28 protein-coding genes are annotated in these 24,435 nt (G+C 71.9%); 14 read left to right on the forward strand and 14 right to left on the reverse strand.

The annotated features are described in order from the left end of the window. Window positions 1-42: 42 nt before the first annotated feature. Complete coding sequence (locus ACZ7NC_RS31295; protein WP_471492858.1) at window positions 43-585, forward strand: DUF7144 family membrane protein; 543 nt, start codon at window positions 43-45, stop codon at window positions 583-585. 270 nt (window positions 586-855) lie between these two features. Here the strand turns inward: ACZ7NC_RS31295 and ACZ7NC_RS31300 are convergent, their stop codons facing one another. From ACZ7NC_RS31300 to ACZ7NC_RS31320, 5 genes are all read right to left on the reverse strand, one after another. Continuing rightward, on the reverse strand, window positions 856-1,224 hold the full coding sequence (locus ACZ7NC_RS31300) for a DUF6479 family protein (RefSeq protein WP_471492859.1): 369 nt from the start codon (window positions 1,222-1,224) through the stop codon (window positions 856-858). 104 nt (window positions 1,225-1,328) lie between these two features. Next, window positions 1,329-1,775 (reverse strand): VOC family protein, encoded by a 447-nt coding sequence (locus tag ACZ7NC_RS31305; RefSeq protein WP_471492860.1) that lies wholly within the window; start codon window positions 1,773-1,775, stop codon window positions 1,329-1,331. A gap of 59 nt (window positions 1,776-1,834) precedes the next feature. Further along, entirely contained in the window at window positions 1,835-2,638 is an 804-nt protein-coding gene (locus ACZ7NC_RS31310) for a class I SAM-dependent methyltransferase (protein WP_471492861.1), read from the reverse strand. A gap of 82 nt (window positions 2,639-2,720) precedes the next feature. Further along, window positions 2,721-3,347 carry a DUF305 domain-containing protein gene (locus tag ACZ7NC_RS31315; protein ID WP_471492862.1) on the reverse strand — a complete coding sequence of 209 codons (627 nt, stop codon included), beginning with the start codon at window positions 3,345-3,347 and terminating at the stop codon, window positions 2,721-2,723. Window positions 3,348-3,459: 112 nt separating this feature from the next. After that, entirely contained in the window at window positions 3,460-3,915 is a 456-nt protein-coding gene (locus tag ACZ7NC_RS31320; protein WP_471492863.1) for a DUF6153 family protein, read from the reverse strand. A 206-nt stretch (window positions 3,916-4,121) separates the two neighbouring features. Between ACZ7NC_RS31320 and ACZ7NC_RS31325 the strand changes: the two genes are divergently transcribed. From ACZ7NC_RS31325 to ACZ7NC_RS31350, 6 genes are all read left to right on the forward strand, one after another. Continuing rightward, window positions 4,122-4,508, forward strand: a complete 387-nt coding sequence (locus ACZ7NC_RS31325; RefSeq protein ID WP_471492864.1) for a sortase-dependent protein — start codon at window positions 4,122-4,124, stop codon at window positions 4,506-4,508. Next, window positions 4,505-5,146 (forward strand): class F sortase, encoded by a 642-nt coding sequence (locus ACZ7NC_RS31330; RefSeq protein WP_471492865.1) that lies wholly within the window; start codon window positions 4,505-4,507, stop codon window positions 5,144-5,146. The genes ACZ7NC_RS31325 and ACZ7NC_RS31330 overlap by 4 nt, the downstream gene beginning before the upstream one ends. Before the next feature lie 186 nt (window positions 5,147-5,332). Then, window positions 5,333-5,824 carry an RNA polymerase sigma factor gene (locus ACZ7NC_RS31335; protein ID WP_471492866.1) on the forward strand — a complete coding sequence of 164 codons (492 nt, stop codon included), beginning with the start codon at window positions 5,333-5,335 and terminating at the stop codon, window positions 5,822-5,824. 673 nt (window positions 5,825-6,497) lie between these two features. Further along, window positions 6,498-8,708 (forward strand): MMPL family transporter, encoded by a 2,211-nt coding sequence (locus ACZ7NC_RS31340; protein WP_471492867.1) that lies wholly within the window; start codon window positions 6,498-6,500, stop codon window positions 8,706-8,708. Window positions 8,709-8,827: 119 nt separating this feature from the next. After that, window positions 8,828-10,075, forward strand: a complete 1,248-nt coding sequence (locus tag ACZ7NC_RS31345) for a sensor histidine kinase (RefSeq protein WP_471492868.1) — start codon at window positions 8,828-8,830, stop codon at window positions 10,073-10,075. A gap of 139 nt (window positions 10,076-10,214) precedes the next feature. After that, window positions 10,215-10,877, forward strand: coding sequence for a TetR family transcriptional regulator (locus tag ACZ7NC_RS31350; protein WP_471492869.1), 663 nt, complete (start codon window positions 10,215-10,217; stop codon window positions 10,875-10,877). Window positions 10,878-10,932: 55 nt separating this feature from the next. On the opposite strand, the gene ACZ7NC_RS31355 is transcribed toward ACZ7NC_RS31350, so the two are convergent. Then, the gene (locus ACZ7NC_RS31355) at window positions 10,933-11,685 is read right to left on the reverse strand and encodes a DODA-type extradiol aromatic ring-opening family dioxygenase (RefSeq protein ID WP_471492909.1); all 753 of its coding nucleotides are present in this window, start codon (window positions 11,683-11,685) and stop codon (window positions 10,933-10,935) included. A gap of 151 nt (window positions 11,686-11,836) precedes the next feature. Next, window positions 11,837-12,181, reverse strand: a complete 345-nt coding sequence (locus ACZ7NC_RS31360) for an EthD domain-containing protein (RefSeq protein ID WP_471492870.1) — start codon at window positions 12,179-12,181, stop codon at window positions 11,837-11,839. A 105-nt stretch (window positions 12,182-12,286) separates the two neighbouring features. Between ACZ7NC_RS31360 and ACZ7NC_RS31365 the strand changes: the two genes are divergently transcribed. Next, a complete protein-coding gene (locus ACZ7NC_RS31365) occupies window positions 12,287-12,793 on the forward strand; it encodes a MarR family winged helix-turn-helix transcriptional regulator (protein WP_471492871.1) in 507 nt (168 codons plus the stop codon). A 20-nt stretch (window positions 12,794-12,813) separates the two neighbouring features. Here the strand turns inward: ACZ7NC_RS31365 and ACZ7NC_RS31370 are convergent, their stop codons facing one another. Both ACZ7NC_RS31370 and ACZ7NC_RS31375 read right to left on the reverse strand, forming a co-directional pair. After that, on the reverse strand, window positions 12,814-13,632 hold the full coding sequence (locus ACZ7NC_RS31370; protein ID WP_471492873.1) for an LmeA family phospholipid-binding protein: 819 nt from the start codon (window positions 13,630-13,632) through the stop codon (window positions 12,814-12,816). A 13-nt stretch (window positions 13,633-13,645) separates the two neighbouring features. After that, window positions 13,646-14,353, reverse strand: a complete 708-nt coding sequence (locus tag ACZ7NC_RS31375) for a TetR/AcrR family transcriptional regulator (RefSeq protein ID WP_471492875.1) — start codon at window positions 14,351-14,353, stop codon at window positions 13,646-13,648. A gap of 121 nt (window positions 14,354-14,474) precedes the next feature. On the opposite strand from ACZ7NC_RS31375, the gene ACZ7NC_RS31380 reads away from it, so the two are divergent. From ACZ7NC_RS31380 to ACZ7NC_RS31390, 3 genes are all read left to right on the forward strand, one after another. Beyond that, on the forward strand, window positions 14,475-16,094 hold the full coding sequence (locus ACZ7NC_RS31380) for an MFS transporter (protein WP_471492877.1): 1,620 nt from the start codon (window positions 14,475-14,477) through the stop codon (window positions 16,092-16,094). A gap of 189 nt (window positions 16,095-16,283) precedes the next feature. After that, window positions 16,284-17,543: an SLC13 family permease gene (locus tag ACZ7NC_RS31385; protein ID WP_471492911.1), complete on the forward strand. Its 1,260-nt coding sequence runs from the start codon at window positions 16,284-16,286 to the stop codon at window positions 17,541-17,543. Window positions 17,544-17,547: 4 nt separating this feature from the next. After that, the gene (locus ACZ7NC_RS31390; protein WP_471492879.1) at window positions 17,548-18,039 is read left to right on the forward strand and encodes a universal stress protein; all 492 of its coding nucleotides are present in this window, start codon (window positions 17,548-17,550) and stop codon (window positions 18,037-18,039) included. 30 nt (window positions 18,040-18,069) lie between these two features. Here the strand turns inward: ACZ7NC_RS31390 and ACZ7NC_RS31395 are convergent, their stop codons facing one another. From ACZ7NC_RS31395 to ACZ7NC_RS31405, 3 genes are all read right to left on the reverse strand, one after another. Next, window positions 18,070-19,176, reverse strand: coding sequence for a CU044_5270 family protein (locus ACZ7NC_RS31395; RefSeq protein WP_471492881.1), 1,107 nt, complete (start codon window positions 19,174-19,176; stop codon window positions 18,070-18,072). Continuing rightward, window positions 19,173-19,829, reverse strand: coding sequence for an RNA polymerase sigma factor (locus tag ACZ7NC_RS31400; protein WP_471492883.1), 657 nt, complete (start codon window positions 19,827-19,829; stop codon window positions 19,173-19,175). Before ACZ7NC_RS31400 ends, ACZ7NC_RS31395 begins: the two co-directional genes overlap by 4 nt. 160 nt (window positions 19,830-19,989) lie before the next feature. After that, window positions 19,990-20,544: a tellurite resistance TerB family protein gene (locus tag ACZ7NC_RS31405; protein WP_471492885.1), complete on the reverse strand. Its 555-nt coding sequence runs from the start codon at window positions 20,542-20,544 to the stop codon at window positions 19,990-19,992. Between the two features lie 263 nt (window positions 20,545-20,807). Here ACZ7NC_RS31405 and ACZ7NC_RS31410 point away from each other — a divergent pair, with 263 nt between their 5' ends. Continuing rightward, window positions 20,808-21,314, forward strand: a complete 507-nt coding sequence (locus ACZ7NC_RS31410; protein WP_471492887.1) for a helix-turn-helix domain-containing protein — start codon at window positions 20,808-20,810, stop codon at window positions 21,312-21,314. A gap of 105 nt (window positions 21,315-21,419) precedes the next feature. After that, a complete protein-coding gene (locus tag ACZ7NC_RS31415; RefSeq protein WP_471492889.1) occupies window positions 21,420-22,355 on the forward strand; it encodes a GNAT family N-acetyltransferase in 936 nt (311 codons plus the stop codon). Window positions 22,356-22,552: 197 nt separating this feature from the next. Here ACZ7NC_RS31415 and ACZ7NC_RS31420 read toward each other — a convergent pair whose 3' ends face one another. Together ACZ7NC_RS31420 and ACZ7NC_RS31425 are read right to left on the reverse strand one after the other, a co-directional pair. Beyond that, the gene (locus tag ACZ7NC_RS31420; RefSeq protein ID WP_471492891.1) at window positions 22,553-22,873 is read right to left on the reverse strand and encodes a GYD domain-containing protein; all 321 of its coding nucleotides are present in this window, start codon (window positions 22,871-22,873) and stop codon (window positions 22,553-22,555) included. Between the two features lie 98 nt (window positions 22,874-22,971). Beyond that, entirely contained in the window at window positions 22,972-23,436 is a 465-nt protein-coding gene (locus tag ACZ7NC_RS31425) for a signal peptide protein (RefSeq protein WP_471492893.1), read from the reverse strand. A gap of 227 nt (window positions 23,437-23,663) precedes the next feature. On the opposite strand from ACZ7NC_RS31425, the gene ACZ7NC_RS31430 reads away from it, so the two are divergent. Further along, entirely contained in the window at window positions 23,664-24,281 is a 618-nt protein-coding gene (locus ACZ7NC_RS31430; protein WP_471492895.1) for a dihydrofolate reductase family protein, read from the forward strand. Window positions 24,282-24,435 lie beyond the last annotated feature (154 nt).

The raw sequence follows: 24,435 nt of genomic DNA on the forward strand, positions 1-24,435 counted from the left end.
GAACCCGATCGCGCGACGCGCGAGAAGTGGGGTACGGCAGCCATGAGTCAGCAGCATTCGCAGCCGCATGCGAGCGATGCCGCCCACAGCCCTCCGGGGTCCCCGGCACCCGGAACACCCGGCACCTCCCAGCCGGCCTGGACCTCCCGCGGAGCCGGGCCCGGCGCCGTTCCCACCTCCGACTGGGGCGCCGGCGCACTTCTCTTCGCCGGTGTGCTGCTGCTGGTGAACGGGCTGCTGGCCATCTTCCAGGGCATCTCCGCCATCGCCGAGGACGACGTCTACGCCACCATCGGCGACTACGTCTTCAAGGCCAACCTCACGGCATGGGGCTGGATCCTGCTCGCCCTCGGCGTGGTCGCCGTCGGCGTCGGCTACGGCGTCCTCCAGGGCGCCTGGTGGGCCCGGATCACCGGCATCTTCCTGGCGTCCCTCAGCATGGTCGCCCACTTCCTGTTCCTGCCGTACACGCCGGTCTGGTCGGTGGTCATGGTGGGGATCGACTTCTTCGTGATCCTGGCGCTGGCGCTGGCCCCGGACGCGTCCAGCGCTTCAGGGCCCGGCAACGCCTCGGCAGCTCGCTGATCCCCCGGGTCCTTGCCGCCGTTCAGCTCGGCCATCAGATCGTCGGGGCACAGCGCGTATTGGTCGCCCTAGAAACGGCGGCCGTGGTTGTCCCAGATGCGGCAGCCACCGGGTACGCCCCCTGGCCACATACCGGCGTCTGCTCAATCGGCCCCCAGCCACCCCGTCCGTCCGGGCCCGGACGCACACGGTCCGCGCGGACAGGGTGCATCCATGCATCCGCAGTCGCCCCCGTCGCCCGTATTTCCGGCGGTGCCGGCCGCCACCGGCTCAGGCGTGCCCGATGCCGCCCCCGCCGAAGGATCCGCTCTTCCCGGGGAGCCAGCGCTTGCGGTGCTGATCGTCGCTGCGTTTGCTGCCCGCGTGATGCAGCTCGTGCGGCAGGAGGCGTTCTTGGCCGTCCCCGTGCGGGACCTCGTCGGGCTCCCGGACCTCCCGGACCTCATGGACGGGGCCGGTGTCGGGCAGGTGCGGCTGCTCCTCGGGATTGGGCCGTGGCAGTTCTCGATCACGGACCCGCATGCCGAACTGCACCGCCCAGACCAGTGCGCCGGCGATGACCAAACCACCCACGAAGGCGGCGATCACGTTGAGTACTTGGCTCGACGTGGCCGCTAGTTCAAGCGTCGTCGTACCCATGCCCCCAATTATCACCGAAACGGACGAATAAGGCCCCGAGGGAACGTGCGGTTCCGTGACTCCGGGGTGCCCACGGCCATCTGAATGCCGGGGCATGCGGGGGTCTACGCGCGTTCCTCCCCGGGGGCTCCCGCCTCGTCCAGCTCCGTGAAAAGCGTCAGCTGAAGGGCGCCGGGGGCTTCGAGACGTGAGTTGAGGGAGTTCCAGGGAGTGCGGGTGGGCTCCGCGAGGACCTCGGCCCCGGCCGCCGCCAGCCTGGCCGTGGTCACCGTGGAGTCGTCCACCTGGAAGGCGACCCTGATGTGGCCGGCCACGCGTCGGCCGACCTCCACCTCGTCGATGAACTCCGCGTGGTTCGGATCGGTCAGCTCCAGCGTGGCCCGGCCCGCCTCGAGGATGGTGACCCGGCCGTCGGGGGAGGAGAACGCGGCGCGCTCGGGGAGGCCGAGCACATCCCGGTAGAAGCGCAGCGCCTCGTCGTAGTCGGCCGTCGTGACCACCAGGCGGAGCTCGTGTACGCGGGCGGGGGGTTCGGCCGGGGCGTGGGACATGACGGGGCTCCTCCGAAGACGCGACGGTCGGGGTACTGGCTCGGGGGAGCAGGGTGACATCACCGCCGTACTCCCCGCACCGCCCAGGCCCGCGCCCTGAGGGGGACGGAACCGTCCGGCGCCGTGGGCACAGACGCGCGCAGGGCCTCGCGGAGGCGGTCGCGGGCGGGCGGGGTGAGGGAGGCGACGTAGCCCGGGGCGGGGCCCTGGCCGGCGAGGAACGGGTCCCACAGGTCGGCGAAGTCGGCGAAGACCATGGGCACCTCGATCGGGGCCGTCGACACCTCGGTGAGTCCGGCGCCGGTCCACAGGCTGTGGAGCGGTTCCGGGCGGCAGTCCGGGAAGCGGCGGGCCTCGTCCAGCGCGGCGGCGGACGGGTCGGTCGCGGCTGCCGCGGCCCAGAACCGCCGCAGCAGGCTCATGCCGTCGCCGTACTCCCAGACGTACGCCGCGACAAGGCCGCCCGGACGGACGGCTCGCGTCAACTCCCCTACGGCCGCGGCCGGTTCGGGGAGGAAGTTCAGCGTCAGTCCGCTCACCGCCACGTCGAACACGCCGTCGCGGACGGGTAGCGCCATGGCGTCCGCGACGACGAAGCGCGGTGCGCCGGAGGTCGTCGTGGCGTGTGCGGCCGCGCTCACGAAGCCCTCGGAGCGGTCGCACCCCACCACCTCACGGGGACGGCACCGCTCAGCCACCAGCGCCGCCAGCACTCCCGGGCCGCACCCCACGTCCAGCCAGCGCAGACCGTCCGCGGGGTCGAGCCGGGCGAGGAACTCCCGCCCCACGAGCCGGCTCCATCGGCCCATGTACAGCTCGTAGGCGGCTCCCGAGGCCCACATGTCGAATCGCTGCTCTGCCATGGTCACAACGATCCTCCGTGAGGTGAGAAGCGGGCGGCGGCCCGTGGGTGCGTGTGCGTGCGGGCCGCCACCCGCCGGAGGGTCAGCCGCCGGACGTGCCGAGCAGCTTGTTCATCTCCTCGATCTCGGTGGTCTGGGCGGAGACGACGGCGTCGGCGAGCTTGGTCGCCGGGCCGTACTGCCCCTTGGCCTTCTCGGTGCCGGCCATCTCGACGGCGCCCTCGTGGTGCTCGACCATCAGGGTGAGGAACAGGGTGTCGAAGGCCTTGCCGGACGCCTTGGACAGCTTGTCCATGTCCTTGTCGTCCATCATCCCGGCCATTCCGGAGTGGCCGGAGTGGTCCATGCCGGGGGCGGCCGACGGAACGTCCTCACCCCAGGCCTCGAGCCACCCCGACATGGTCCGGATCTCCGGGTCCTGGGCCTTCTGGATACGCGAGGCGAGGTCCTTCACCTCGGCGGCGGAGGCCCGGTCGGCGGCCATCTCCGCCATCCGCACCGCCTGCTGGTGGTGCGGGATCATGCCCTGCGCGAAGGAGACGTCCTGGTCGTTGTGGGTGCCGGCGTCGCTCGCGGAGGAGGAGGCGGCGGGCGCGTCGGCGGCGGCGTCCGTGCCGTTCTCACCACCGCACGCGGCGAGGACGAGGGCGGCGGTGACGGCCGTCGCGGCCAGGGCGGCACGGCGGACGAGGGTACGTGTACTGGTCATGCTGAGAACTCCTGCGGTGTATGTGAGCTGCCGCGCCCTAGGGAGGGCGTGGCACGGGCATGGCTGAGTTGCCGTACGCCCCAGCGGTGAGGGGGGACGGCTCGGCCTTGTCCTAGGTCCGCAGGATCTGCAGTTCGGCCAGTGAGGGAGGCGCGCGCCCGCCTCCCGGCTCGGTGGCCGGGGAGCGCGGGGCGAGGTCGTCCGCGGCGCCGGTCCCGGCCGGATCGGGCGCCAGGGCCGGGAGTGCGGGACTGGTTCCGACGGCGCCGGAGGCGCAGGTCGGGTCGGCGTGCTGGGCGTGCCCGCCGCCGGTGTCGGCGCCGTGGCAGACGGATTCGTCGGTCATGGTCGTCGTCGTAGGGACGACGTTCATGGCGCTCGTACGGCCGTCGTTCATGGCGCGCGCGTGTGCGTGGTGGGACGCGTGGGATGCGCCCGTGACCACGTTGCCGGGGCCGAGCGCGTGCATGCCCAGCAGCCCGGCGAGCAGCCCGAGCAGCAGAAGCGTGCGCCACGGTCCCGTCGTGGGGATCCGCAGCGCACGGCGATGCTGTGCACGGGCTGTCACGCCCTCATCGTACGGATGCCGAGGCGGAACCGACTCAACAGGTCACGGGCAGCGCGTGGCGGCGGCCGCGGCTGCCAGGCGACGAGCCCGGCGACTTTGCCGACTCTTTACAACCCGCCCGACCCCCGCGTCGTCTCTCCGCTCGACCCGTCACCCGGTCCGCCGCCCACGGCAGTTGCGGCGGACAGACGAAAGAGAGCGACTCAATGCGCCGAACGACCCTCAGCGCCCTGGCCCTGACCTGCGCCGCCCTCCTGGCGAGCGCCACGCCCGCGCTCGCCGACTCGGCCTCCCCGACCACGGCCCCCAGCGAGACCACCGCCCCCTCGGCCACGGCCTCCCCGGTCCCGTCGGCCGATCCGACCGAGCCCCCCTCGTCCACCGCCACGCCGGCCCCGGCCGAGCCGACCCGGGCGCCCGGCGGCGGCCAGGTCTCCGTCGTACCGTCCGGAGCGCCCGACACCGGCGTGACGCCGACGTCGAGCAGCGGGACCGATCAGGGCGGCCTGATCGGCGGGGGCGCGGCCGCGCTGCTCCTCGCCGGCGGCGCGACGACGTTCGTCGTACGGCGTCGGCGGGCGAACGGAGCATGACGGCACTCTCCAGGCGGGCGTTCGTCACGGCGGCGACGGCGTCGCTGCTCGTGGCGTGCGGCGGCCAGGGAGCGGACCCCGCCGCGAGCGCGCACTCCCGCAGGACGAGAGGTACGGAGGGGACGGGAACCGCGCAGGACACGTCCCCGTCCTCGTCCGCGAACTCGACGCGCACGCTGGGCCGTTCGGCCCCGGTACGGCTCCGGATCCCGGCGATCGGGGTGGACACCCCCCTCCTGGGGCTCGGCCTGGCGGCGGACGGCACGGTGGAAGTGCCGCCGATCACGGCCGACGACCGGGCGGGCTGGTACCGGCACTCGCCGACGCCGGGTCAGGTGGGCCCGTCGGTGATCCTCGGCCATGTCACGGTGGGCGCGTACGGGGACGGGGTCTTCCGCCGTCTCGGGGAGCTGCGCAAGGGCGACCGGATCGTGGCGCGCAGGGAGGACGGCACGTCCGCGGAGTTCGCGGTCAGTGCCGTGCGGACGGTGGCCAAGGCGGACTTTCCGGCGGAGGAGGTCTACGGGGACGTGGACCGCCCGGAGTTGCGGCTGATCACATGCGGGGGCCCGCGCGCGGGTGAGGAGTACCGCGACAACGTGATCGTGTTCGCGCGCTTGAGCGCGACGAGGCATTGAAGGCGTCGAAGGCCTTGAGGGCGTCGAAGGGGGACGGATCCCGGGCCGGCCGAGGCAACGCGAGCCGACGGCCCGGCATCCTCCCCCACGAAGACATCACGAGGACCTCACGAGGACCTGACGAGCCCCACGAAGCCGAGAAGAACTGAACCGGTCCCAAAACGGTCGTCCCGACCATGGAGAGCGTTGAAACGGTCCCGAGACAAGGCAGCGTCCGAGCTGTTCGCCGCCCTGTACCCGCGCCTGGCCGGCTGGTGCCGCCGGCTCGTCGACGACGACGAGACGGCCCACGAGATCGCCTCGGAGGCCTTCACCAGGCTGTGGGCCCGCTGGAGCCGCGTGGAGGAACCGCGCGGCTTCCTCTACGTCACCGCCGCGAACCTGGTCCGGGACCACTGGCGCAAGCTGGAGCGGGAGCGCAGGGCGATGCGCCGGGCGAAGTCGGAGGCCGCGGTCAACGCGCACACGGAACAGGCGGATCCGTCGGTCCGCCTCCTGGTCCAGTCCCTCCCCGAACGCCTTCGAACCCCGATCCTCCTCCACTACTACGCTGACATGCCGATCCGGGAGGTGTCCGTGCTGACCGGACGCAAGGAAGGAACCGTCAAGGCCGACCTCCACGCGGCCCGCGAACTGCTCCGCGTCCATCTGAGGAGAAGCCTTGACCACACGCTTTGACGACGACGACCTGGACGCGCCGGAACTCGCCCCCGACGACCCCCTCGCGATCATCCTCCGCCCGCCCACCGACCACCTCGCCGCACCCCCCGGCCACTACGACGCCCTCCGCCGCAGGGCGTCCCGCCGACGCCTGGTGCGTACGGCGACGGGGGCGGCCGTGACCTGCGCGGTGGCACTGCTGGCGGCACTGCAACTCAACCTGGGCCCGTCAAACACATCGCCGAGCCCGGCACCCCCACTGGCACCCGCACCCGCACCCGCAACCACCCGACCGACACCCTCCCCACCCCCCTCGGAGCCCCCACCCCGTACGACTTCCCCGACCTCGACGATCCCGCCCGAAACGGCCACCTTGGCACCCACCACCAGAAACCCCGTCCCCACGGGATCCCGCCCCCCGAGCGCCACAGTGGTCCCGACGCAAGAGCCCTCATCGCCGCGGACGTCAGACGGAGCGTCACCGGTCCCGACCGAGACGGGCACGCCGCGACCGTAGCCGTGCGGGCAGGGCGACGCCCATGGATCGGCGCTCGTACTCGCGGCTGACCCGCCCCCACGCCGTACTGCATTCTCAGTACGGGCGATTGTCGGCAGCCGCACGACGACACGGCACCCCTCTCCCGGACAACCTGGGCACACGTTCGAGTCCCAGATGTGGAGACCCCCTGCCGTGGCTACTTTCCTTTATCGCGTGGGCCGTCTGGCCTTCCGGCGGCGCTGGTACGTCGCCCTGGTCTGGGCGGCCGTGCTGGCCGCCGTCGGTTTGGGGGCCCTGAAGGCCCCGGGAGCCGTCGACGAGGGGTTCGCCATGCCGGGCATCGAGTCCCAGAAGGCCTTCGACCTGATGGAGGAGCGCTTCCCGGGGGCGTCGGCCGACGGGGCGACCGCGCGGGTCGTCTTCGTCGCGCCGGACGGGCAGAAGGTGACCTCCGCCGAGAACCGGAAGGCCGTCGAGGAGGCCGTGGCCGAGCTGGGCGACGGCTCGCAGGTCGCGTCCGTCGTCGATCCGTTCCAGGCGAAGGCGGTCAGCGAGGACGGCGGGACGGCCTATACGACCGTCACCTACAAGGTGAAGGCCGACGACCTCACGGACGCCGGCAAGACCCATCTGGAGCGGACGCTCGACGAGGCCCGCGACTCGGGGCTGACCGTCGAGGCCGGCGGCAGCGCGATGGCCGACGGGGGCGGCGCGGGCGGGACGGCCGAGGTCATCGGCCTCTCGATAGCCGCGGTCGTGCTGCTCATCACCTTCGGCTCGCTCGCCGCCGCCGGGCTTCCACTGCTGACCGCCGTCGTCGGCGTCGGCGTCAGCATGGCTGCCATCCTCGCCCTGTCCCATGCCCTCGGTCTGTCCACCACGACCGGCACGCTCGCGATGATGCTGGGCCTCGCCGTCGGCATCGACTACGCCCTGTTCGTCGTCTCGCGGTATCGCGAGGAGCGCGCGAAGGGCCGTACGCCGCAGGAGGCGGCCGGTACGGCCGTCGGTACGGCCGGTTCCGCGGTCGTCTTCGCCGGGCTCACCGTCGTCATCGCGCTCGCCGGGCTGTCGGTCGTCGGCATCCCGATGCTCACCAAGATGGGCCTGGCCGCGGCGGGCGCGGTCGTCGTCGGCGTACTGATCGCGCTGACGCTGGTCCCCGCGTTCCTCGGCTTCTGGCCCGACGCCGTCCTCCCCAGGCGAGCCCGCAAGAGCGGCCGTATCGAGGGGACCGACGCCGACAACGGCGGCACCCGGTGGGCGCGGTTCGTGCTGCGGCGGCCCCTGCCCGTGCTGCTCCTCGGCGTCGTAGGTCTCGGCGCGCTCGCCGTGCCGGCGACGGACCTGCAACTGGGCATGCCCGGCGACGAGGCCAAGTCGGCGTCCACCACCGAGCGCCGGGCCTACGACGCGCTCGCCGAGGCCTTCGGGCCGGGCTTCAACGGGCCGTTGACCGTCGTCGTGGACGCCGAGGGGGACGCCGATCCGAAGGGTGCCGTCACTACGGTCGCCGAGAAGATCGGGGGCACCGAGGGGATCGTGTCCGTCTCCCCGGCCCGCTTCAACGAGGCCGGTGACACCGCCGTCTTCTCGGTCGTGCCGTCCACCGCGCCGACCGACGAGAAGACCAAGGACCTGGTGACCGTCATCCGGGACGAGCGTCCGGGCGTGGAGGCCGAGACCGGGGCGACCTTCGAGGTCACCGGGACCACCGCGCTGAACATCGACATCTCGCAGAAGGTGCAGTCCGCGCTGATTCCGTACCTCGTCGTCGTGGTCGGGCTGGCGGTCGTCCTGCTGCTGGTCGTCTTCCGGTCGCTGCTCGTCCCGCTGAAGGCGGCCCTCGGCTTCCTGCTGTCGGTGCTTGCCTCCCTCGGCGCGGTCGTCGTGGTCTTCCAGCAGGGGCACGGCGCCGGACTGCTGGGTGTGGAGCAGACCGGGCCGATCATGAGCCTGATGCCGATCTTCCTGGTGGGCATCGTCTTCGGACTCGCCATGGACTACGAGGTCTTCCTCGTCTCGCGGATGCGGGAGGCGTACGTCCACGGGGAGGGGCCGGGGCAGGCGATCGTGTCCGGGTTCCGGCACAGCGCCCGCGTCGTCGTGGCCGCCGCGCTGATCATGATCGCGGTGTTCGCCGGGTTCATCGGGGAGAGCGACTCCATGATCAAGATGATCGGGTTCGGGCTCGCCTCCGCCGTGCTGTTCGACGCCTTCGTCGTACGGATGACCATCGTGCCCGCGGTGCTCGCGCTGCTCGGCGACAAGGCCTGGTGGCTGCCGAAGTGGCTGGACCGGATCCTGCCCCGGGTCGATGTGGAGGGCGAGGCGCTCAGCCGGCGGCCGGGGGCGGAGCCGGGCCCGGCCGAGACGAGCGATCTGGAAGTGGCCCGCACCTGATCGACCGGCCACCCCGCCAGGGCCGCCCGTGACCCAGGACGGGGTCATGGGGCGGCCCCGTCGGCCGTCCGTGACCGCAATCGTCCACCATGGCCTCAGCACACCGACCGGGGAGCCTGATGATCACCAGCCAGGAGCGCCGCTACGCGGACCGCCTAGAGGGTTTCTCGGACCGCCGCCCCTTCGCCGTCGACCTGGTACTGGCCGCGGCGCTGATGGGCTGCGCGACGCTCGGCAGCATGCTCACCCTGCCCGGCGCCGACCCGCCGGACCAGGACACGGCCGCCTCCGTCCTCATGGGCGTGGCCTGCCTCGCCCTGCTGAAGCACCGCAGCCACCCGCGCGTGGCCCTGGTCGTGACCGCGGCCTGCACCATGGTCGTGGTCGCGCTGGGTTACCTGCTCACACCGCTGCTGCTGGCCCCCGTCATGGTGGCGCTCTACTGGCTGGCGACCCACACCGACCGCAGGACGACCCGTGCCTACGGTCTCGCCACCATGCTGGGGGTGATCGTCGCGGCGGCGATCTCCGACTCCATGGACCATCTGTCGCTGCTGCTCAGGTCGATCGGCCCGTTCTTCTGGCTGCTGCTGCCGCTGGCCGCCGGCAACATGACCCGGCTGCGGCGCGCCTATCTCCAGGCCGTGCAGGCCCGTGCCGAGCACGCCGAACGCACGCGGGAGGAGGAGGCGCGGCTGCGGGTCACCGAGGAGCGCATGCGGATCGCCCGTGAACTGCACGACGTCGTCGCCCACCACCTGGCACTGGCCAACGCCCAGGCCGGCACGGCCGCCCATCTGGCGGTCACCGACCCGCAGCAGACGCAGAAGATCCTCACCGACCTGACCGGCACCACTTCCTCGGCGCTGCGTGAGCTGAAGGCCACCCTGGGGCTGCTGCGGCAGAACGGCGACCCGGACTCCGCGCCCCTGGAACCGTCGCCGGGCCTCGCCCGTCTGCCCGAGCTGGTCTCGGCGTGCGCGTCGGCGGGGGTCGATGTCACGGTCAGCACGGACGGGGAGCCGCAGCCGCTGTCCCCCGGCGTGGATCTGACCGCGTTCCGCATCGTGCAGGAGGCGCTCACCAACGTCACCAAGCACGCGACCACGGAAGCCGCGTTCGTACGGCTCACCTACTCCGGCTCCCGTCTGCTGATCAGCGTCACCAACGACGGCCCGACCGCCCCCGGTGCCGCCGGTCAGAGCGGGGACCGCCGGGGCTTCGGCGTGATGGGCATGCGCGAGCGCGCCCACTCCGTCGGCGGCGAACTCCACGCGGGCCCCCGCCCCGAGGGCGGCTTCGAGGTCACCACGGCACTGCCTCTGCAGCCGCACGGCGCGGGGGAGGAAGCGGCTGCGGGCGCGTGATCGGCACCCCCGGGACCGGGGCGACGGACCTGCCGGGGGCGCGGCCCACCGTGCAAGAATGCACGTGCCGACCGCCTCTCCCCGCACCTTCCCCCGCCCGTCTCCAGCCGTTCTCGCGCACCGATCCATCGAGGTTCCCGTGACCAAGCCCGTCGCCCGTGAGCCACTGCGGCGCAATGCGCGGGCCAACCGGGCGCGCATACTTGCCACGGCCCGGCGGGAGCTCGGCCGCAACCCCGACATCACGCTGGAAGAGCTGGCGCGCGCCGCGGGTGTCGTACGGCGGACCCTGTTCGGCCACTTCCCCGGGCGGGAGGCGCTGCTGGAGGCGCTCGCCGAGGAGGCCTCCGAGGCGCTGCGCGGCGCGCTGGCGGACGGCGCGAAGCTGATGGAGACGGAACCGGCCGATCGGGCGTTCGTCGGCTTCGTGTTCTCGATCTGGCCCGTCGGCGACCGCTACCGACTGCTCCTCGCGCTGGCCAGGCGCGATCTGGGCGCGGAGCGCGTGGCCGAGGTCCTGGCACCGGCCCGCGCGAAGGCCACGGCGATCCTGGAACGCGGCCAGCGCGACGGCGTCTTCCACACCCATCTGCCGGCCGAGGCGCTGAGCGCCGGGCTTGAGGCGATGACGGTCGCCCTGCTGGAGACGGTCAACACCGGTGTGCTGGAGGACGACGGCAACCGGGTCGCGATCGCGACGCTCATCGCGGCCGGGGTGCCGGAGGGGCGGGCGCGGGCCCTGGTCGCGGAGGTCGCGCCGACGGTGCCGGTGCCCGTGGCGGAGACCGCGGCGGACGACTGAGCCGTCGGGGCGACTCCGGGCGCACGGCCCGGCGACGCCCCCCGGGGCCTGGTCCTCAGTTCAACTGCACCGAGCGGGTGGAGTTGCCCATGACCATGCGGTCGATCGTGCTCGTGGCGCTGCTGGGGTCGCTCGCGGCGCCGACCGCGACCAGCAGGGGCACGTAGTGGTCGGCCGTCGGGTGGGCCACCGACGCGCCGGGCGCCTTGCGCCGGTAGTCGGTGAGGGCATCGACATCGCCCCGCCCGAGTGCGTCGACGGCCCACTCGTCGAAGGCTCGGGTGTACGCGGCGAGGTCCGGACGGCGGAGGACCGCGAAGCTGTGGGTCATGAAGCCCGAGCCGATGACCAGGACGCCTTCGTCGCGCAGGGATCGCAGACGTGCCCCGAACCTGAGCAATTCCGCGGGAACAAGGCTGGGCATCGACAGCTGGACGACCGGAACGTCCGCCGCGGGATACATGGCCATGAGGGGGATGAACGCGCCGTGGTCGAGACCTCGGTCGGGGTGCTCGTGCACCGTGGTCGCCGGACCGAGCGTGGCCGCGAGCCGACGGGCGAGGCCGGTCGCGTCCGGGGTCGCGTAGGGCAGGGTCTTGTAGCGGGGATGGAAGCCGCTGAAGTCGTAGTGGAGCGGGGTGCCCGCCGCCGCGCCCGAGATCGCGGCCGGTGCGTCCTCCCAGTGCGCTGAGACGATCACGACGGCTTTGGGTTTGGGCAGGGACTGCGCCCAGGTGAACAGGTCGTCGAGCCACTGCGGGTCATCGAGGGTGAAGGGCGCACCGTGGCTGACGAACAGGCTCGGCAGCGGCCCGTCGGCAGGGCTCCAGAGCCGCTGTCGGCGGGCCTGTGGGAGGACCCGGGCGAGGTGATCGTCGTAGGCCCCGGCCGGGATGCGGGGCGTGTGCGGTGTGGTCATGGCGTGTCGCTCCTTACCGGGCGATTCACCTGTGGCCGGCTCAACCGAAGACCGGGGTCTCGGTGGTGTAGAGGAAGCGGGTCCGGGAGCGGTCGAGGAACTTCTCCTCGTCCGCGGCGACGGTCGTGGTGTAGGTGTCGGAGGTGAACCAGCGGGCGGCGTCGGCGATGTCGTCGACCCACACCTCGGCGACACCGTCGTAGGCGGCGGTGCTGATGCCGGGGATCTCGTCGCCGGTGGGCAGGAGCTGGACATAGCGCCGGACCGGGACCTCTCCGGCGGGCAGGTTCGAGAGCAGCGGGGTGTGCTGCTGCGTCCAGTAGTCCACGAACTCCTCGTGGGTGAGGTCTGCCCGCCGGGTCAGGAAGATGCTGAGCTTGATCACAGAGGACTCCTTGAGGCTTTCACTTTCCTGGGCAACTCAAAGGTAGACAGCTTTGAATTGCCTGGGCAACAGATGTCTGTTGCCCAGGCAAGTAAGATGGATCACATGGACGAACCGTCACCGTGGCTCGACGCCGAGCAGCAAGAACTCTGGCAGGACCTTCTCACCGTCGTGATCGCGCTGCCTACGGCCCTCGACCGTCAGTTGCAGCGCGACGCGGGCATCTCGAACTTCGAGTACAGCGTGCTCGCCCGGCTGTCGATGGCGCCTCAGGTCACCATGCGGCTCAGCGGGCTGGCGCGGGACTGCGACAGCACTCTCCCGCGGCTGTCGAAGCTGATGGACCGCTTTGAGGCGCGAGAGTGGATCGTTCGCCGAATCGACCCGAGCGACGGTCGCTACACCCTGGCCACGCTGACCGACGGTGGTCTGCAGAAAGTGGTCGACAGCGCGCCGGGGCACGTCGCGCAGGTACGCCGACTCGTGTTCGACCCTCTCACCACTGTGCAGCGCCGCCACCTCGCCGCGGCACTTTCCAGCGTCGCCGAGACCGTGCGACGGGAGGTCGCCGGGGGCCCCGCCGGGTCCGGCTCCGGGCAGGCCTCCACGTAGAAGAACCGTCTGACGGGTGTTCAGAACTCCCCGGCGTCGCCCTTCGAGGCGCGCTCGGGCCGGAAGGTGACCGAGCGGCCGGAGAAGTGGGCGTCGAGGCCGTCGGCCGTGGTGGTGACCGAGCGCAGGCGCAGACCGTCGGGGATGTTCCGCAGCCGGATCGGCCGCTCGAAGACCTTGTCGAGGACCGCGCTCCCGGTGGCGGGCAGCGCACCGCCGCTGACCGCGAAGTCCTTGAAGGCGATGCGGTTTCCGGACAGGGCCGAGACGGTCGTCGTCACGCCGACCTCCTCCCCGAAGGGCATGAGTACGTCCGCGCGCACCTGACCCGGGCTCCCGCCCCGGGCGATCTCCAGCCCGAGGGCGTTCGAGATGTCCTCGTACGACAGGAACGCGGTCGCCTGCGCGCTGCGGGCCCGCGCCTCGCTGTCGTCGTCGGACTTGGTCAACCCGTCGAGCCGCAGGGAGAGTTCGGAGACCGGCAGCGGCCGGTCGGCGCCGCGGGCCGGTATGTCGTGGGCGGTGATGTCGACGTGGCGCAGGGTGCCGGAGGCCGCCTGGGTCACCACGGGGAAGCCGCGTACATGGACCTCCGGGGGCCGTGCCGTGTCCATGCCCTCCTGGAACGCCTTCGCCGTACGGGACTCGATACGCGCCGCCACGGCCCGGTCGACGGCGACGGGGAGCAGGGCCAGGGCGACGAGGGTGGCGGTGACGACGGCCGCGGGTCGTCGTCGGCTGCGGCGGGGGCGGTAGCGCGGCTGGTCACCGTGAGCAGGCTCGTCGTTGTGACCGTGCTCGTAGTCCTGGTCGGTGTGTCCGGGCTGGAAGGGGTCCATGGGCGGGTCCTCCTCAAGGGGATCGGTGGGGTCGGTCGGGGGGAGGGGCCGGCCGGGGACGGTCGGCGTCGCGCAGTCGGCGGACCGTGGCGGCGGCGGTGCCGCTGTCGATCCCGGCGACGATCAGCGCGGCCGTGGCGCTGCCCGTGCCGTCGTCCGCCCAGATCCCGGCGTTGACCGTGCCGAGCAGGGCGAGCAGGTGGGCCTCGATGGCGCCGCTGAGCGGGCCGGGCGGGACGACGGTGTGGAAAACGCCCTGGCGCTGCCCCTCGGCGAGGATGCCGGCGACCGTCTCGCGGGCCGGGGCGAGGAGTTCGCTCACCTGGTCGTGGCCGAGGTCCTGGTGGGCGAGGCCGATCAGCGTGCGATACGCGTCAGAGACCGGCCAGAGGGTGAGAACGAAGCGCGCGAGGGCACTCGCCGCGTCGGAACCCGAACCGGGGCCGGGGTCGGAACCGGGGCCGGGTGCGCTCGCGATGGCCATCGCGTGCCGTATCGCCGCCACCGCGTCCTCGGCGAGGCCCTGCACCAGCGCCGCGCGCCCCGTGAAGTGCGTGTACAGCGTGCGCCGGGCCACCCCGGCGGCCTCGGCGATGTCGCCGAGGCTGCTGTCGGGGTTGCGGCCCAGTTCCCGCAGTGCCGCGTCCAGGATGCGGGCGCGCGTGATCCGCGTCGTACGGCGCGTTCGGGCCCGTGGCGGGGGCGTCGTGCTGCTGCTCACGTCGGCACCTCGGTGCGGCAGGGAGGGGTCAGGGGGCTGACCGCGATATTTGCACATTGACGGGCAAGAAACTAGTCTGCTCATCAATGTGCAAGTAACTCGCAGCCCTCTGGGAGTCCCCGTGCCCTTCCTTGCCAACACACCCGTCGAGAAGATGACCGGGCCGTACGCACGGCGCTGGTGGGCACTGCTCGTGCTCTGCCTGAGCCTGCTGATCGTCGTCATGGCGAACACGTCGCTGATCGTGGCCGCGCCCGCCATGACCCGGGATCTGGACCTGAGCAGCAGCGACCTTCAGTGGGTCATCGACGGCTACACCGTCCCGTACGCGGCGCTGATGCTCGTCCTTGGCGCGATCGGCGACAAGTACAGCCGCCGCGGCGCCCTGGTCACCGGTCTGCTGATCTTCGCGGGCGGTTCGGTGATGGGCAGCCTCGTCGACGAGACCGGGCTGGTCATCGCGGCCCGCGCGGTCATGGGTGTCGGCGCCGCCGTCGTCATGCCGGCCACCCTGTCCCTGCTGGTCGCGATCTTCCCCCGTGGTGAGCGCGCCAAGGCCATCACGGGCTGGACCGCCACCTCGGGCCTCGCCATCGCCGTGGGTCCGCTGGTCGCCGGCTGGCTGCTCGAGGATCACGCCTGGGGCTCGACCTTCCTGATCAACGTCCCCATCGCGGTCCTCGCCGTCGTCGGCGCGCTGGCGCTGGTCCCGCCGTCGAAGGCGGAGGGCATGGGCCGGATCGACTACGTCGGCGGTCTGCTGTCCATCGTCTCGGTCGGCTCCCTGGTGTACGCGGCCATCGAGGGCCCGCACTTCGGCTGGGGCGCCGGCCCGATCGCCGCGGCCGTGGTCGCGGGGGTCGGTCTGCTCGCCTTCGTCGCCTGGGAGCTGCGGCACCCGCACCCGATGCTGGATGTGCGCAAGTTCGCCCAGCGGCCGTTCAGCGGCTCGATGCTCGCGGTGCTGTTCTTCTTCTTCGGCACGTTCGGCGCGCTCTACTACGCCACCCAGTACCTGCAGTTCGTCCTCGGCTACGGCGCGCTGGAGACCGGCGTACGACTGCTGCCGCTGGCCGGTGCCGTGTTCGCCGGCGCCGCGGCAACCGGGCGGCTGACCCCGAAGCTCGGTGTGAAGGCCATGGTCGGCACCGGCATGCTGATCGGCACGGTGGGAGTCTTCCTGCTCACGCGGATCGAGTCGGGCTCGACGTACACCGACTTCCTGCCGTCGCTGCTGATGCTGGGCTTCGCGATCGGCCTGAGCGTGTCCCCGGCCACCGACACCATCATGGGCTCCTTCCCCGAGTCCGAACTGGGCGTCGGCGGCGGCGCCAACGACACCTCGCTGGAGCTGGGCGGCGCTCTGGGCATCGCGATCCTCGGCTCGCTGCTGGGCACCGCGTACCGCGACAAGCTCACGGACCTGATCGGCGGCCAACTGCCGCACGCCGCGCTGGAGACGGCCAAGGACTCGGTGGGCGGCGGCCTCGCGGTGGCCCAGGAGGTGGCGAAGAACCCCTCCGGCGGCGCCCAGCATGCCCAGGCCCTCGTCGACGCCGTCCACGAGTCCTTCGCCCACGGTGTCGCCCAGACCAGCCTGATCGGCGGGATCATCATGGCCGCCGGGACGATGATCGTCCTCGCGGTACTGCCGGGACACCGCAAGGCGGACGCCGACGGCCGGGAGGCAGCGCCGCGGGAAACGCCCGACCGGCAGCGGGCCTCCTCAGGCACCGCCTGAGCGAACGCCACCCCAGAGCGGGCCGTGCCTTGAGCGGCACACGGCCCGGACGGTGCCGGGAGGGGACGCCCGGCACCGTCCTTCTGTTGTCCGACCGGGCTTACCTCGGCGGAGTACCGTGCGCCGGGGATCACCGGCGGCTCGGCGGCCGGTGCCCGTAAGGACTGAAATGCCCGGAAGGATCCGACCCTGAACACCCCGCTCGCGGAGACCCTGTCCGTGGCCATGCTCGTGCTCGTGCTGGTGGTCGCCGTCGTGCGTCCCTTCAACTGGCCGGAGGCCGTGGTCGCCGTGCCGGCCGCGGCGCTGGTGGTGGCCACCGGGGCGATCTCGCCGGCCCACGCGCTGGACGAGGCCGAACGGCTCGGGCCGGTGATCGGCTTCCTCGCCGCCGTACTGGTCCTCGCCCAACTCTGCGACGACGAGGGGTTGTTCCAGGCCTGCGGGGCCTGGATGGCGCGTACGGCGAAGGGCCGGCCGCGCAGGCTGCTGGCGCAGGTGTTCCTGGCCGCCTCGGCGATCACGGCCGTACTGAGCCTGGACGCCACGGTGGTGCTGCTCACCCCGGTGGTGTTCGCCACCGCGGCCCGGCTCGGCGCCCGGCCCAAGCCGCATGTCTACGCCTGCACCCATCTGTCGAACACGGCCTCCCTGCTCCTGCCGGTGTCCAACCTCACCAATCTGCTGGCCTTCGCGGCCAGCGGGCTGAGTTTCACCCGGTTCGCCGCGCTGATGGCGCTGCCGTGGCTGGCCGCCATCGCCGTCGAGTACGTCGTCCTCCGGCGCTTCTTCGCCACCGACCTGGACGCCGGGGCGCAGGAGCAGCCCGGCGGCGACGCGCCCGAACTGCCGCTGTTCGCGCTGGTGACCGTGGCGGGCACGCTCGCCGGGTTCGTGCTGACCTCGGCCGTCGGCATCGACCCGGCCTGGGCCGCGCTGGCCGGGGCCGCGGTCCTCGCCGTGCGGGCCCTGCTGCGGCGGCGTACGACACCGAAGGCGCTGCTGCGGTCCGCCTCGGTGCCGTTCCTGGCCTTCGTACTGGCGTTGGGGATCGTGGTGCGCGCGGTCGTGGACAACGGGCTCGACACGGCACTGGGCCGGCTGATCCCCGACGGCACGGGGCTCGCGGCGCTGTTCGCGATCGCCGCGCTGGCCGCCGTACTGGCCAATGTCATCAACAATCTGCCGGCGGTGCTTGTGCTGCTGCCGCTGGTCGCCGACTCCGGCCCGGGTGCCGTGCTCGCCGTGCTGCTCGGGGTGAACATCGGCCCCAATCTCACCTATGCCGGTTCGCTGGCCACCCTGCTGTGGCGGCGTATCGTGCACGCCCATGACGCGGAGGTGGAGTTGGGGGAGTTCACCCGGCTCGGCCTATACGCCGTGCCCGCGAGCCTCTTTGCCGCGGTGCCGGCACTGTGGGCCTCGCTGGCCGTGATCGGAGGAGGCTGATCCCATGGCGGTGGTCGTCTGGATCGTCGAGGGCACCTGGCCCGCCTGTGTGGACGCCGCGCGTGCGCACGCGCCGCAGGACGCCGAGATCGTGCTGCTGCATGTCACCGGGCACGATGTCGCGGACGCCGCGCACGGCGCCTTCGCCGGGCTGCTCGGCCGCGGGCATCCGGAACGCGACCCGGGCACCCGCGTCGAACACCTCGCCGCCGCCTCCGCCGAGAGCCTGCTCCAGGCCGCCGCCGAGCGGCTGGGCCGTCCCTGCACGCGCGTCGAGCGCAGCGGTCGCGTCGAGCGTGAGGTCGTCGCCGCGACGGAGGACGCCGAACTGCTCGTCCTGGCCCGCGACGGCGACCGCACCCGCCTCGGCCCGCCGAGCCTCGGCCCGGCGAGCCGCTTCGTCGTCGACCACGCCGCGTGCCCGCTGCTGCTGGTCTGGCCCGAACCGGCCCCCGATCTGACGACGATGCCGCCCCCGCCGCCGCACCACAGGTGAGGGTGCCGGGGGCGGGAGCGGCCGGGCGGGTCAGCCGGTCTGTGCCGGGGTCTGCTTCATCTCGTCGACGATGGCCCGCTGCATGATGGCGCTGGTGTAGAGCACGGTGCCGGGCGTGATCAGGGCGTCCGTACCGGTGGACTTGCGGACCTGGACGGTGCGTTCGCCGAGGAAGACATGGGTCTTCCGGTCGAAGATCCACTCCTCGCGCTGCCCGCTGGTCTCGTCGAGCCGGGCCACCGCCACCCCGTGCCGCCCCGCGGCGTCCACCGCGTCGTCGACCACGACCACTCCGGGGATCTTCGCGGCGGCCTTGAACAGCGCCGGGTAGAGCTCCGCCGGGGGGTAGCTCTCGCCGAGCAGGTCGCCGATGGTGGTGAACGCCTGCTGGTCCGGGGAGTTGCCCATCCCCTCCGTCTCCTTGTAGATCTTGGCGAGCAGTGCGTCGGGGTCGGTGGTGAGCTTCGCCAGGTAGTCGTACGAGGGGGCGTTCAGGGTCGCCTCCGGGGTGTTGCCCTGCTCGTCGGGGAGGCTGAGGGTCTCGCCCTCGGGGCTGTCGTTGACCGCCGGGTCGATCAGCCAGCCCTTGGTGCCGTCGGGCGACTCCCACACCTGGCGGGTGTGCAGCGCGTGGGATGCCAGGCCGGACTTGTCGTCGACGGTCTTGACGAAGCTGTCGGCGGTCCTGGACTCGACGTAGACGTACTGACCGGGCTTGATGTCCGGGTGGGACACATCGGCCGCCGCCAGCGAGATCTCGCCGAGCAGCCGGGGCACGTCCTCGCTGCTCGCGGCGCCGATCCGGGTGGTCAGTGCAGGTCCGGTGGCGACGCCGCTGTCCCTGACCCCGCCGGCGCCACCGCCGCTCTGCCACACTCCGGCGATGACCGCCGCCGCCACGGCGACCGCCGTCACGGGCAGCGCTATCGCCGGACGCGGAAGACGCAGCCGCCGGGTCTTCGCGGGCGCCGGGGTCGTGGTGCGCTCTTCCCGCTGCATGTCGTGGATCTGGGCCATCAGACGCTCCTTGTGGAACTCATGGCGGCCCGCCGGCAGGTCACGCGCCGTCCGGGAGAGCAGCTCCGTCGTGCTCTGATCCCCGTCGGCCGGGTGCTGCCGGGACGTGTTCGCGTTCATCGGTTTCCCTTCTGCGCGGGCCGGATCACGCTGGTGTGATCACCTCTTGTCTGTCGGGCGGGACGGCCGCCTTCCCGATTTCCGCGAACTTTCTCGTACGACGTCCTGGCCGCGGCGCGCACCGGACGGTCCTCGGCGTGCGCGCGCAGCTTCTTGCGGGCCCGCGACAGCCGGGAGGCCACTGTGCCTACGGGTATCCCGAGAGCCACCGCGGCGGCCTCGTAGTCCAGGCCCTCGACCAGGCAGAGCGTGACGACCTCACGCTCCGGTCCGCGCAGCCTGGCGAGGGCGGTGAGGGCCGTGGCGACGCGGCGCCGGTCGTCGACCCGGTCGGCCACCTCGTCCGCGTGGTCCGGCACCGACAGCTCGGCCGCCGCGGCGGCGTTGGCGGCTGACCGGTAACGCCGGTTGCTGCGGTACTGGTTGCGGGCGGTGTTGGTGGCGATGCCCAGCAGCCAGGGCCGCAGCGAGCCGCCTTCGGGGTCCACCCGCTCGCGCAGCCGCCATGCCTCCAGGAAGGTCGCGGCCATCACGTCCTCGGCCACGGACCAGTCGGCGGTGAGCCGGAAGGCATGGTTGTAGACGGCGCGTGCGTAGGCGTCGAAAAGCTCCGCGAACGCGCTCGATTCCCCGGCCCGTACCCGGGTTCGCATATGAGTGCTCACCTCAATGAGCTGTCCGGCACCCCACGTCGACTTCCGTGACGTGCGCCACACTCTGGCCGAGGACCGAGCACCCATGACGACACGGCGGGACCGGCTTCCTCGCCCGGCAGCCTACGGCGGCCCCGCCGACGTCGTCGTCACCGCGGTGTCAGAGGCCGAACTCCTGTGTGGGCAGGCCGAGGACCGAGCACGCCTCGCGCAGGACCTGCTCCTCGGCCGGCGCGATGTATCCGTCGGCGCCCGCCACGACGAAACCGGTCTGGACGACCGCCCTGGCCTCAGCCGGCTTCTTCGCGGCCTTGGCGATCTCCTGGAGGGCCTCGGCCTTGCCCTGCTGGAAGTTGAACGCCAGTTGGTCGACATGCTTGTTGAAGCGGGTCCGCAGCTGCTCGGACGGGAAGTTCTGCAGGACGTCGTTGTTCAGGATCAGCGACTCCACGTGCTGGCGCTCGGCGGGGTCGACATGTCCGTCGGCCGCGGCGACCAGCGCGCACATGGCCATGCTGGCGTCCCGGTAGGCACCGCTCTTCAACTCCGTCTTCAGCGAGGTGAGCTGGGACTTCAACGTGCTGACCAGCTGCGCCTTGGATCCCCCGCGGGAGCCGGAACCCGGCCGCCCGTGCCCGGCGGAGCCCCGTGTGCCGCCCTGCGCCTGCTGCTGCAGGCCCTTGGCCTGGTCCTTGATCCGATCCCACATAGCCATCCGTGCCACCTCGGCTTCAGCCTTTGTCGTTCCGGTCGTCCGTGCGCGCTCCGCGTGTCACCCAGCCAACGTCTGCCCCGTCCGGCGAGTTCCACCACCACCGGTGCGCGCAGACCGGATAGGGACGAGTAAGTCCGAACCCACGCCTGCGCCGCGTTGCGTGTGCATCGCCACGATCGTTCCGTTTACAGAACGTTCTGTTTGTGGAACGCTAGTCGCGTCACGACAATGCATCACCGGCGGCGCGGTAGAGGCGGAAAGCTATGGAACTGGCCCAGGAGGTGGGCGAGCGGCTGCGCCGTCTGCGCCAGGACCGCGGCCTGTCGCTGTCGGAACTGGCCCGCCGCTCCGGCGTCGGCAAGGGCACGCTCTCGGAACTGGAGACGGGTCAGCGTAATCCGACCCTGGAGACGCTGTACGCGCTGACCACGGCACTCGAGGCGCCGCTAAGCACGGTCGTAGGCCCCGCCCCGGTGCAGGGTGCGGCGGTGCACGCGGTGCTGACGGATCGCGTGCAGGACGCGGCTGCGGTGTCGGAGGTGTATCGCATCCGCATTCGGGGCGGCGCGGTGCAGCGCTCGGCCGCTCATGTGCCGGGCACGGAGGAGCACTTGCTGGTCTTCAGCGGCACGGCCCGGGTTGGTCCCGCCTCCGCCCCGCTCGAGGTGGGTCCGGGCGGCCACGCCCGGTGGGCGGCTGATGTGCCGCATCTGTACGAGGCGGTGGGGAGGGATGTGGAGGGGGTGTTGGTGGTGCGTTACCCGGTCTGACGGTCGGTCCGACAAGGGCAGGAACAGTCAGGCCTGCCGGTGCCACTGGGTGGCGGTTTCATGCAAATTCCAGCTTCATCATCGAGAGAAGGATGATCCCGGTACATGCCTATACGTATCGCGCGCCCTGACGAACTACCTGCCCTCGTCCAGCACTCCGACCAGCCCGAGCGCAACGCCGGGACGGCCGCCTACCTCACCGACCTGCTTGCCAAGAAGTGCACCCGGCCCGAGTGGTGCCTGGTCGCGGAGGACGAGGCCGGTCGGCTGACCGCGGCCACCGCGCTGTGGACCCTCCCCGGGAACGACGTCCCGATGGCCCTGGTGCTCCTTGAGACACCGTGGGACGAATCCGGCCTGGCCACCGGCCAGGCGCTGCTGGCCGAGGCCGTCGCCCTGGCCGGCTCGCTCGGTGCCACGGAGCTGGAGCACGTCATCGACTCGCCGACGCAGCCGCCGCAGTACCAGGCGGAGCCGGAACGGCGCGCCGAGCTTCTCCGTCTGGCGGGCTTCGAGCGGGCCCGTGACGGTCGCCGCTTCCGTCGGCGCTCCGAGGGAGAACTCACTTCGCATGATGACCGGTTGACCTGGCGTTCCCTGCCCAGTCTGGGCCGTGAGCCGTTCATCGCTCTCCTCGCCGAGGCGCTGCCGACCAGTGCCGACGCCCAACTCGCCGCCAAGGTCGCCCGGCTTGGCGCCCGGCGTGCCGCGGAGAGCCTCTTCGCGGACATGGAGGACTTCTCGTACGAGCCCTCGTGGTGGGAACTCGGCTACGCTCCGGACGGCACGCCCGCTGCCCTCAGCCTCCCCGCCCGAAACCCTTCGACCGCGGTGATCGGCCTGGTGGCTGTGTCTCCCGCCTGCCGGGGCAACGGCTACGCGACGGCGGTGGTGGCCCGCGGCACGCGGCTGCTGGTCGAAGCGGGTGCCGAGGAGATCCGCGGCGACTGCGACGCGGCCAACACCGCCATGATCATGGCTTTCGAACGGGCAGGCTACGAGAACTTCGCCGACCGCCAGGAGTTCACCCGCCGGTTGTGAGCGGGGGCCGCTCCCGCGCCGTAACGAATGCTGAGCGGCCCCTCCCCACCCCGGTTGGCAGGGCTGGACGAGTAGGTCCGAAATCCTGCGGGCGCAAAGGGAGAAGGGTCTCGTTGCTCGCACAACAACGCAACCAAAGCCTCGATCACCCGGTCACTGATCCCTATGACCACTGACCGGAGATCGGACTTACTGGTCTAGGCCCCGGGCGCGCGGAACGCGACCTGTCTGCGCGCCGCCTCGTCGATCTCCTCCAGGGTGAGCAGGGGCGTGGCCCGGGTGTGGAGGGCGCCGCTGGCCTTGACGGTGAGGCTGACGGCGGCCATGGAGACCGGGTCGGGGAAGTCGACGATGAGGACGATGTCGTCCTGCCCGAAGGCGAAGTACATGGCCTCGACCTCGCCGCCGAGGCCGCGGACGACCTGGTCGACGGCGGCTCGGCGGCCGGTCGCGCCCTCCCTGAGCAGCCCCTTGGTGCCCTCGGGCGTGTAGGTCGCCTGGATCAGGAACTTCGGCATCGGGACGCTCCGTCCGGTACGGGCAATGCCCTTCCCGCTGCCGGGCAGGACCCATCTGCCGCGCGGCCGGATTCACCCGTTGGCCGCCGGACCCGGCGTCACTCCGGCGCGCTGGGCGACAGCGCCACCCTCGGGGCCACCGTGCCCTGGGCCGACGGGTCGGTGACCGTGAGCCGGTAGACCTGGGTGAGTGTCTCGCCCGCGTGCAGGGTGCGCCGGGCGGGCGTGAGGTCGGTGAACAGCGTGCCGGTCCGCGTGCCGACCTGTAGGGGCTCCCAGCAGCCGTGCGCGGTGCGTCGCTCCAGCCTGATGTCGGCCGGGTCCAGGAACGGGCCCGCGTCCGGGGACGTGACCAGGAGCTGCGGGGCGACGGTCCGGTCCGCCGTCCCGTCGTTGCGGTAGGTCACCGTGAACTCGTGCCGCTCACCGTCGGCCGGGAGGGGGCTCGTGGGCAGGTCCACGAACTGTGTGCCCGCCAGGGCCGGTCCCGCCGTGGCCAGGGCGGACAGCGCCACGACGAGGGCGACGGACGCAAGCCTGAGCCGGTTGTTCTTCGACGACACGTTCACGGTTCCTTCGGGTTCGCTCCGGTGAACCGGCTTGCCCCGCAAGGCAGTCGGCCCAGGACGTCGTCAAGCCTACGCAACGCGGCGTAGAGGGTGCGGATGCGAAGTCCGCGCGTGCTGCCCGACGCGGCCCGGGTGTGCCAGGTGTGTCGAATGTGCCGTTGCCCGATCGACGTGAGGGTGAAGGTGAAGGCAGCACCGCCCAGGACTTAGGAGTACCCATCGTGATCGTGACCGCGGACCTCGCCATCTCCCTCGAGGGCTACATCGCCGGCACCGACGTCACCCTCGACAACCCGGGCGGCGACGGTGCCGAGCCGCTCTTCGAGTGGATCCACAATCTGGCGAGCTGGCGGGAGCGTCAGGGCATGACGGGTGGGGAGGAGAACCAGGACTCCGAGCTGATGCGCGAGTGGTTCGACGCCACCGGAGCGGTGGTGATGGGCCGGACGATGTACGACACGGGGGAGGAGTTCTGGGGCGACAACCCGCCCTTCCGGGCGCCGGTCTTCGTCCTCACCCATCGGCCCCGGCCCACCCTGGTCAAGGAGGGCGGCACCACCTTCACCTTCGTCACCGACGGCATCCACAGCGCCCTGCGGCAGGCCAGGGCCGCCGCCGGTGACCGGAACGTCGACATCGCGGGCGGCGCGAGGACGGTGCGGCAGTACCTCGGCGAGGGGCTCATCGACGAGCTGCAGCTGCATGTCGTACCCGCGCTCCTCGGCGACGGGCTACGGCTGTTCGAAGGAGCGGGTGCCGGGCAGCGGCGGCGACTCGAACCGGTCAGGGTCGTCGGCACACCGCTCGCCACCCATCTGAAGTACCGCTTCGGGCGCTAGGTCGTGTCCGCAAAGTCCCGCCTGCCCCACGACGCCTGGCACGCACTCTCGCCGCACCTGGCAAAGCCCCGAGTACATCCAGTACAAGGGGCTCCGCCCGGCACGCCGAGAGCACGCACCAGACGCCGCGGGGCCCGCCCTCCGGGCGGACGAC

It is taken from the genome of Streptomyces sp. NPDC111802 (genome assembly GCF_055634335.1).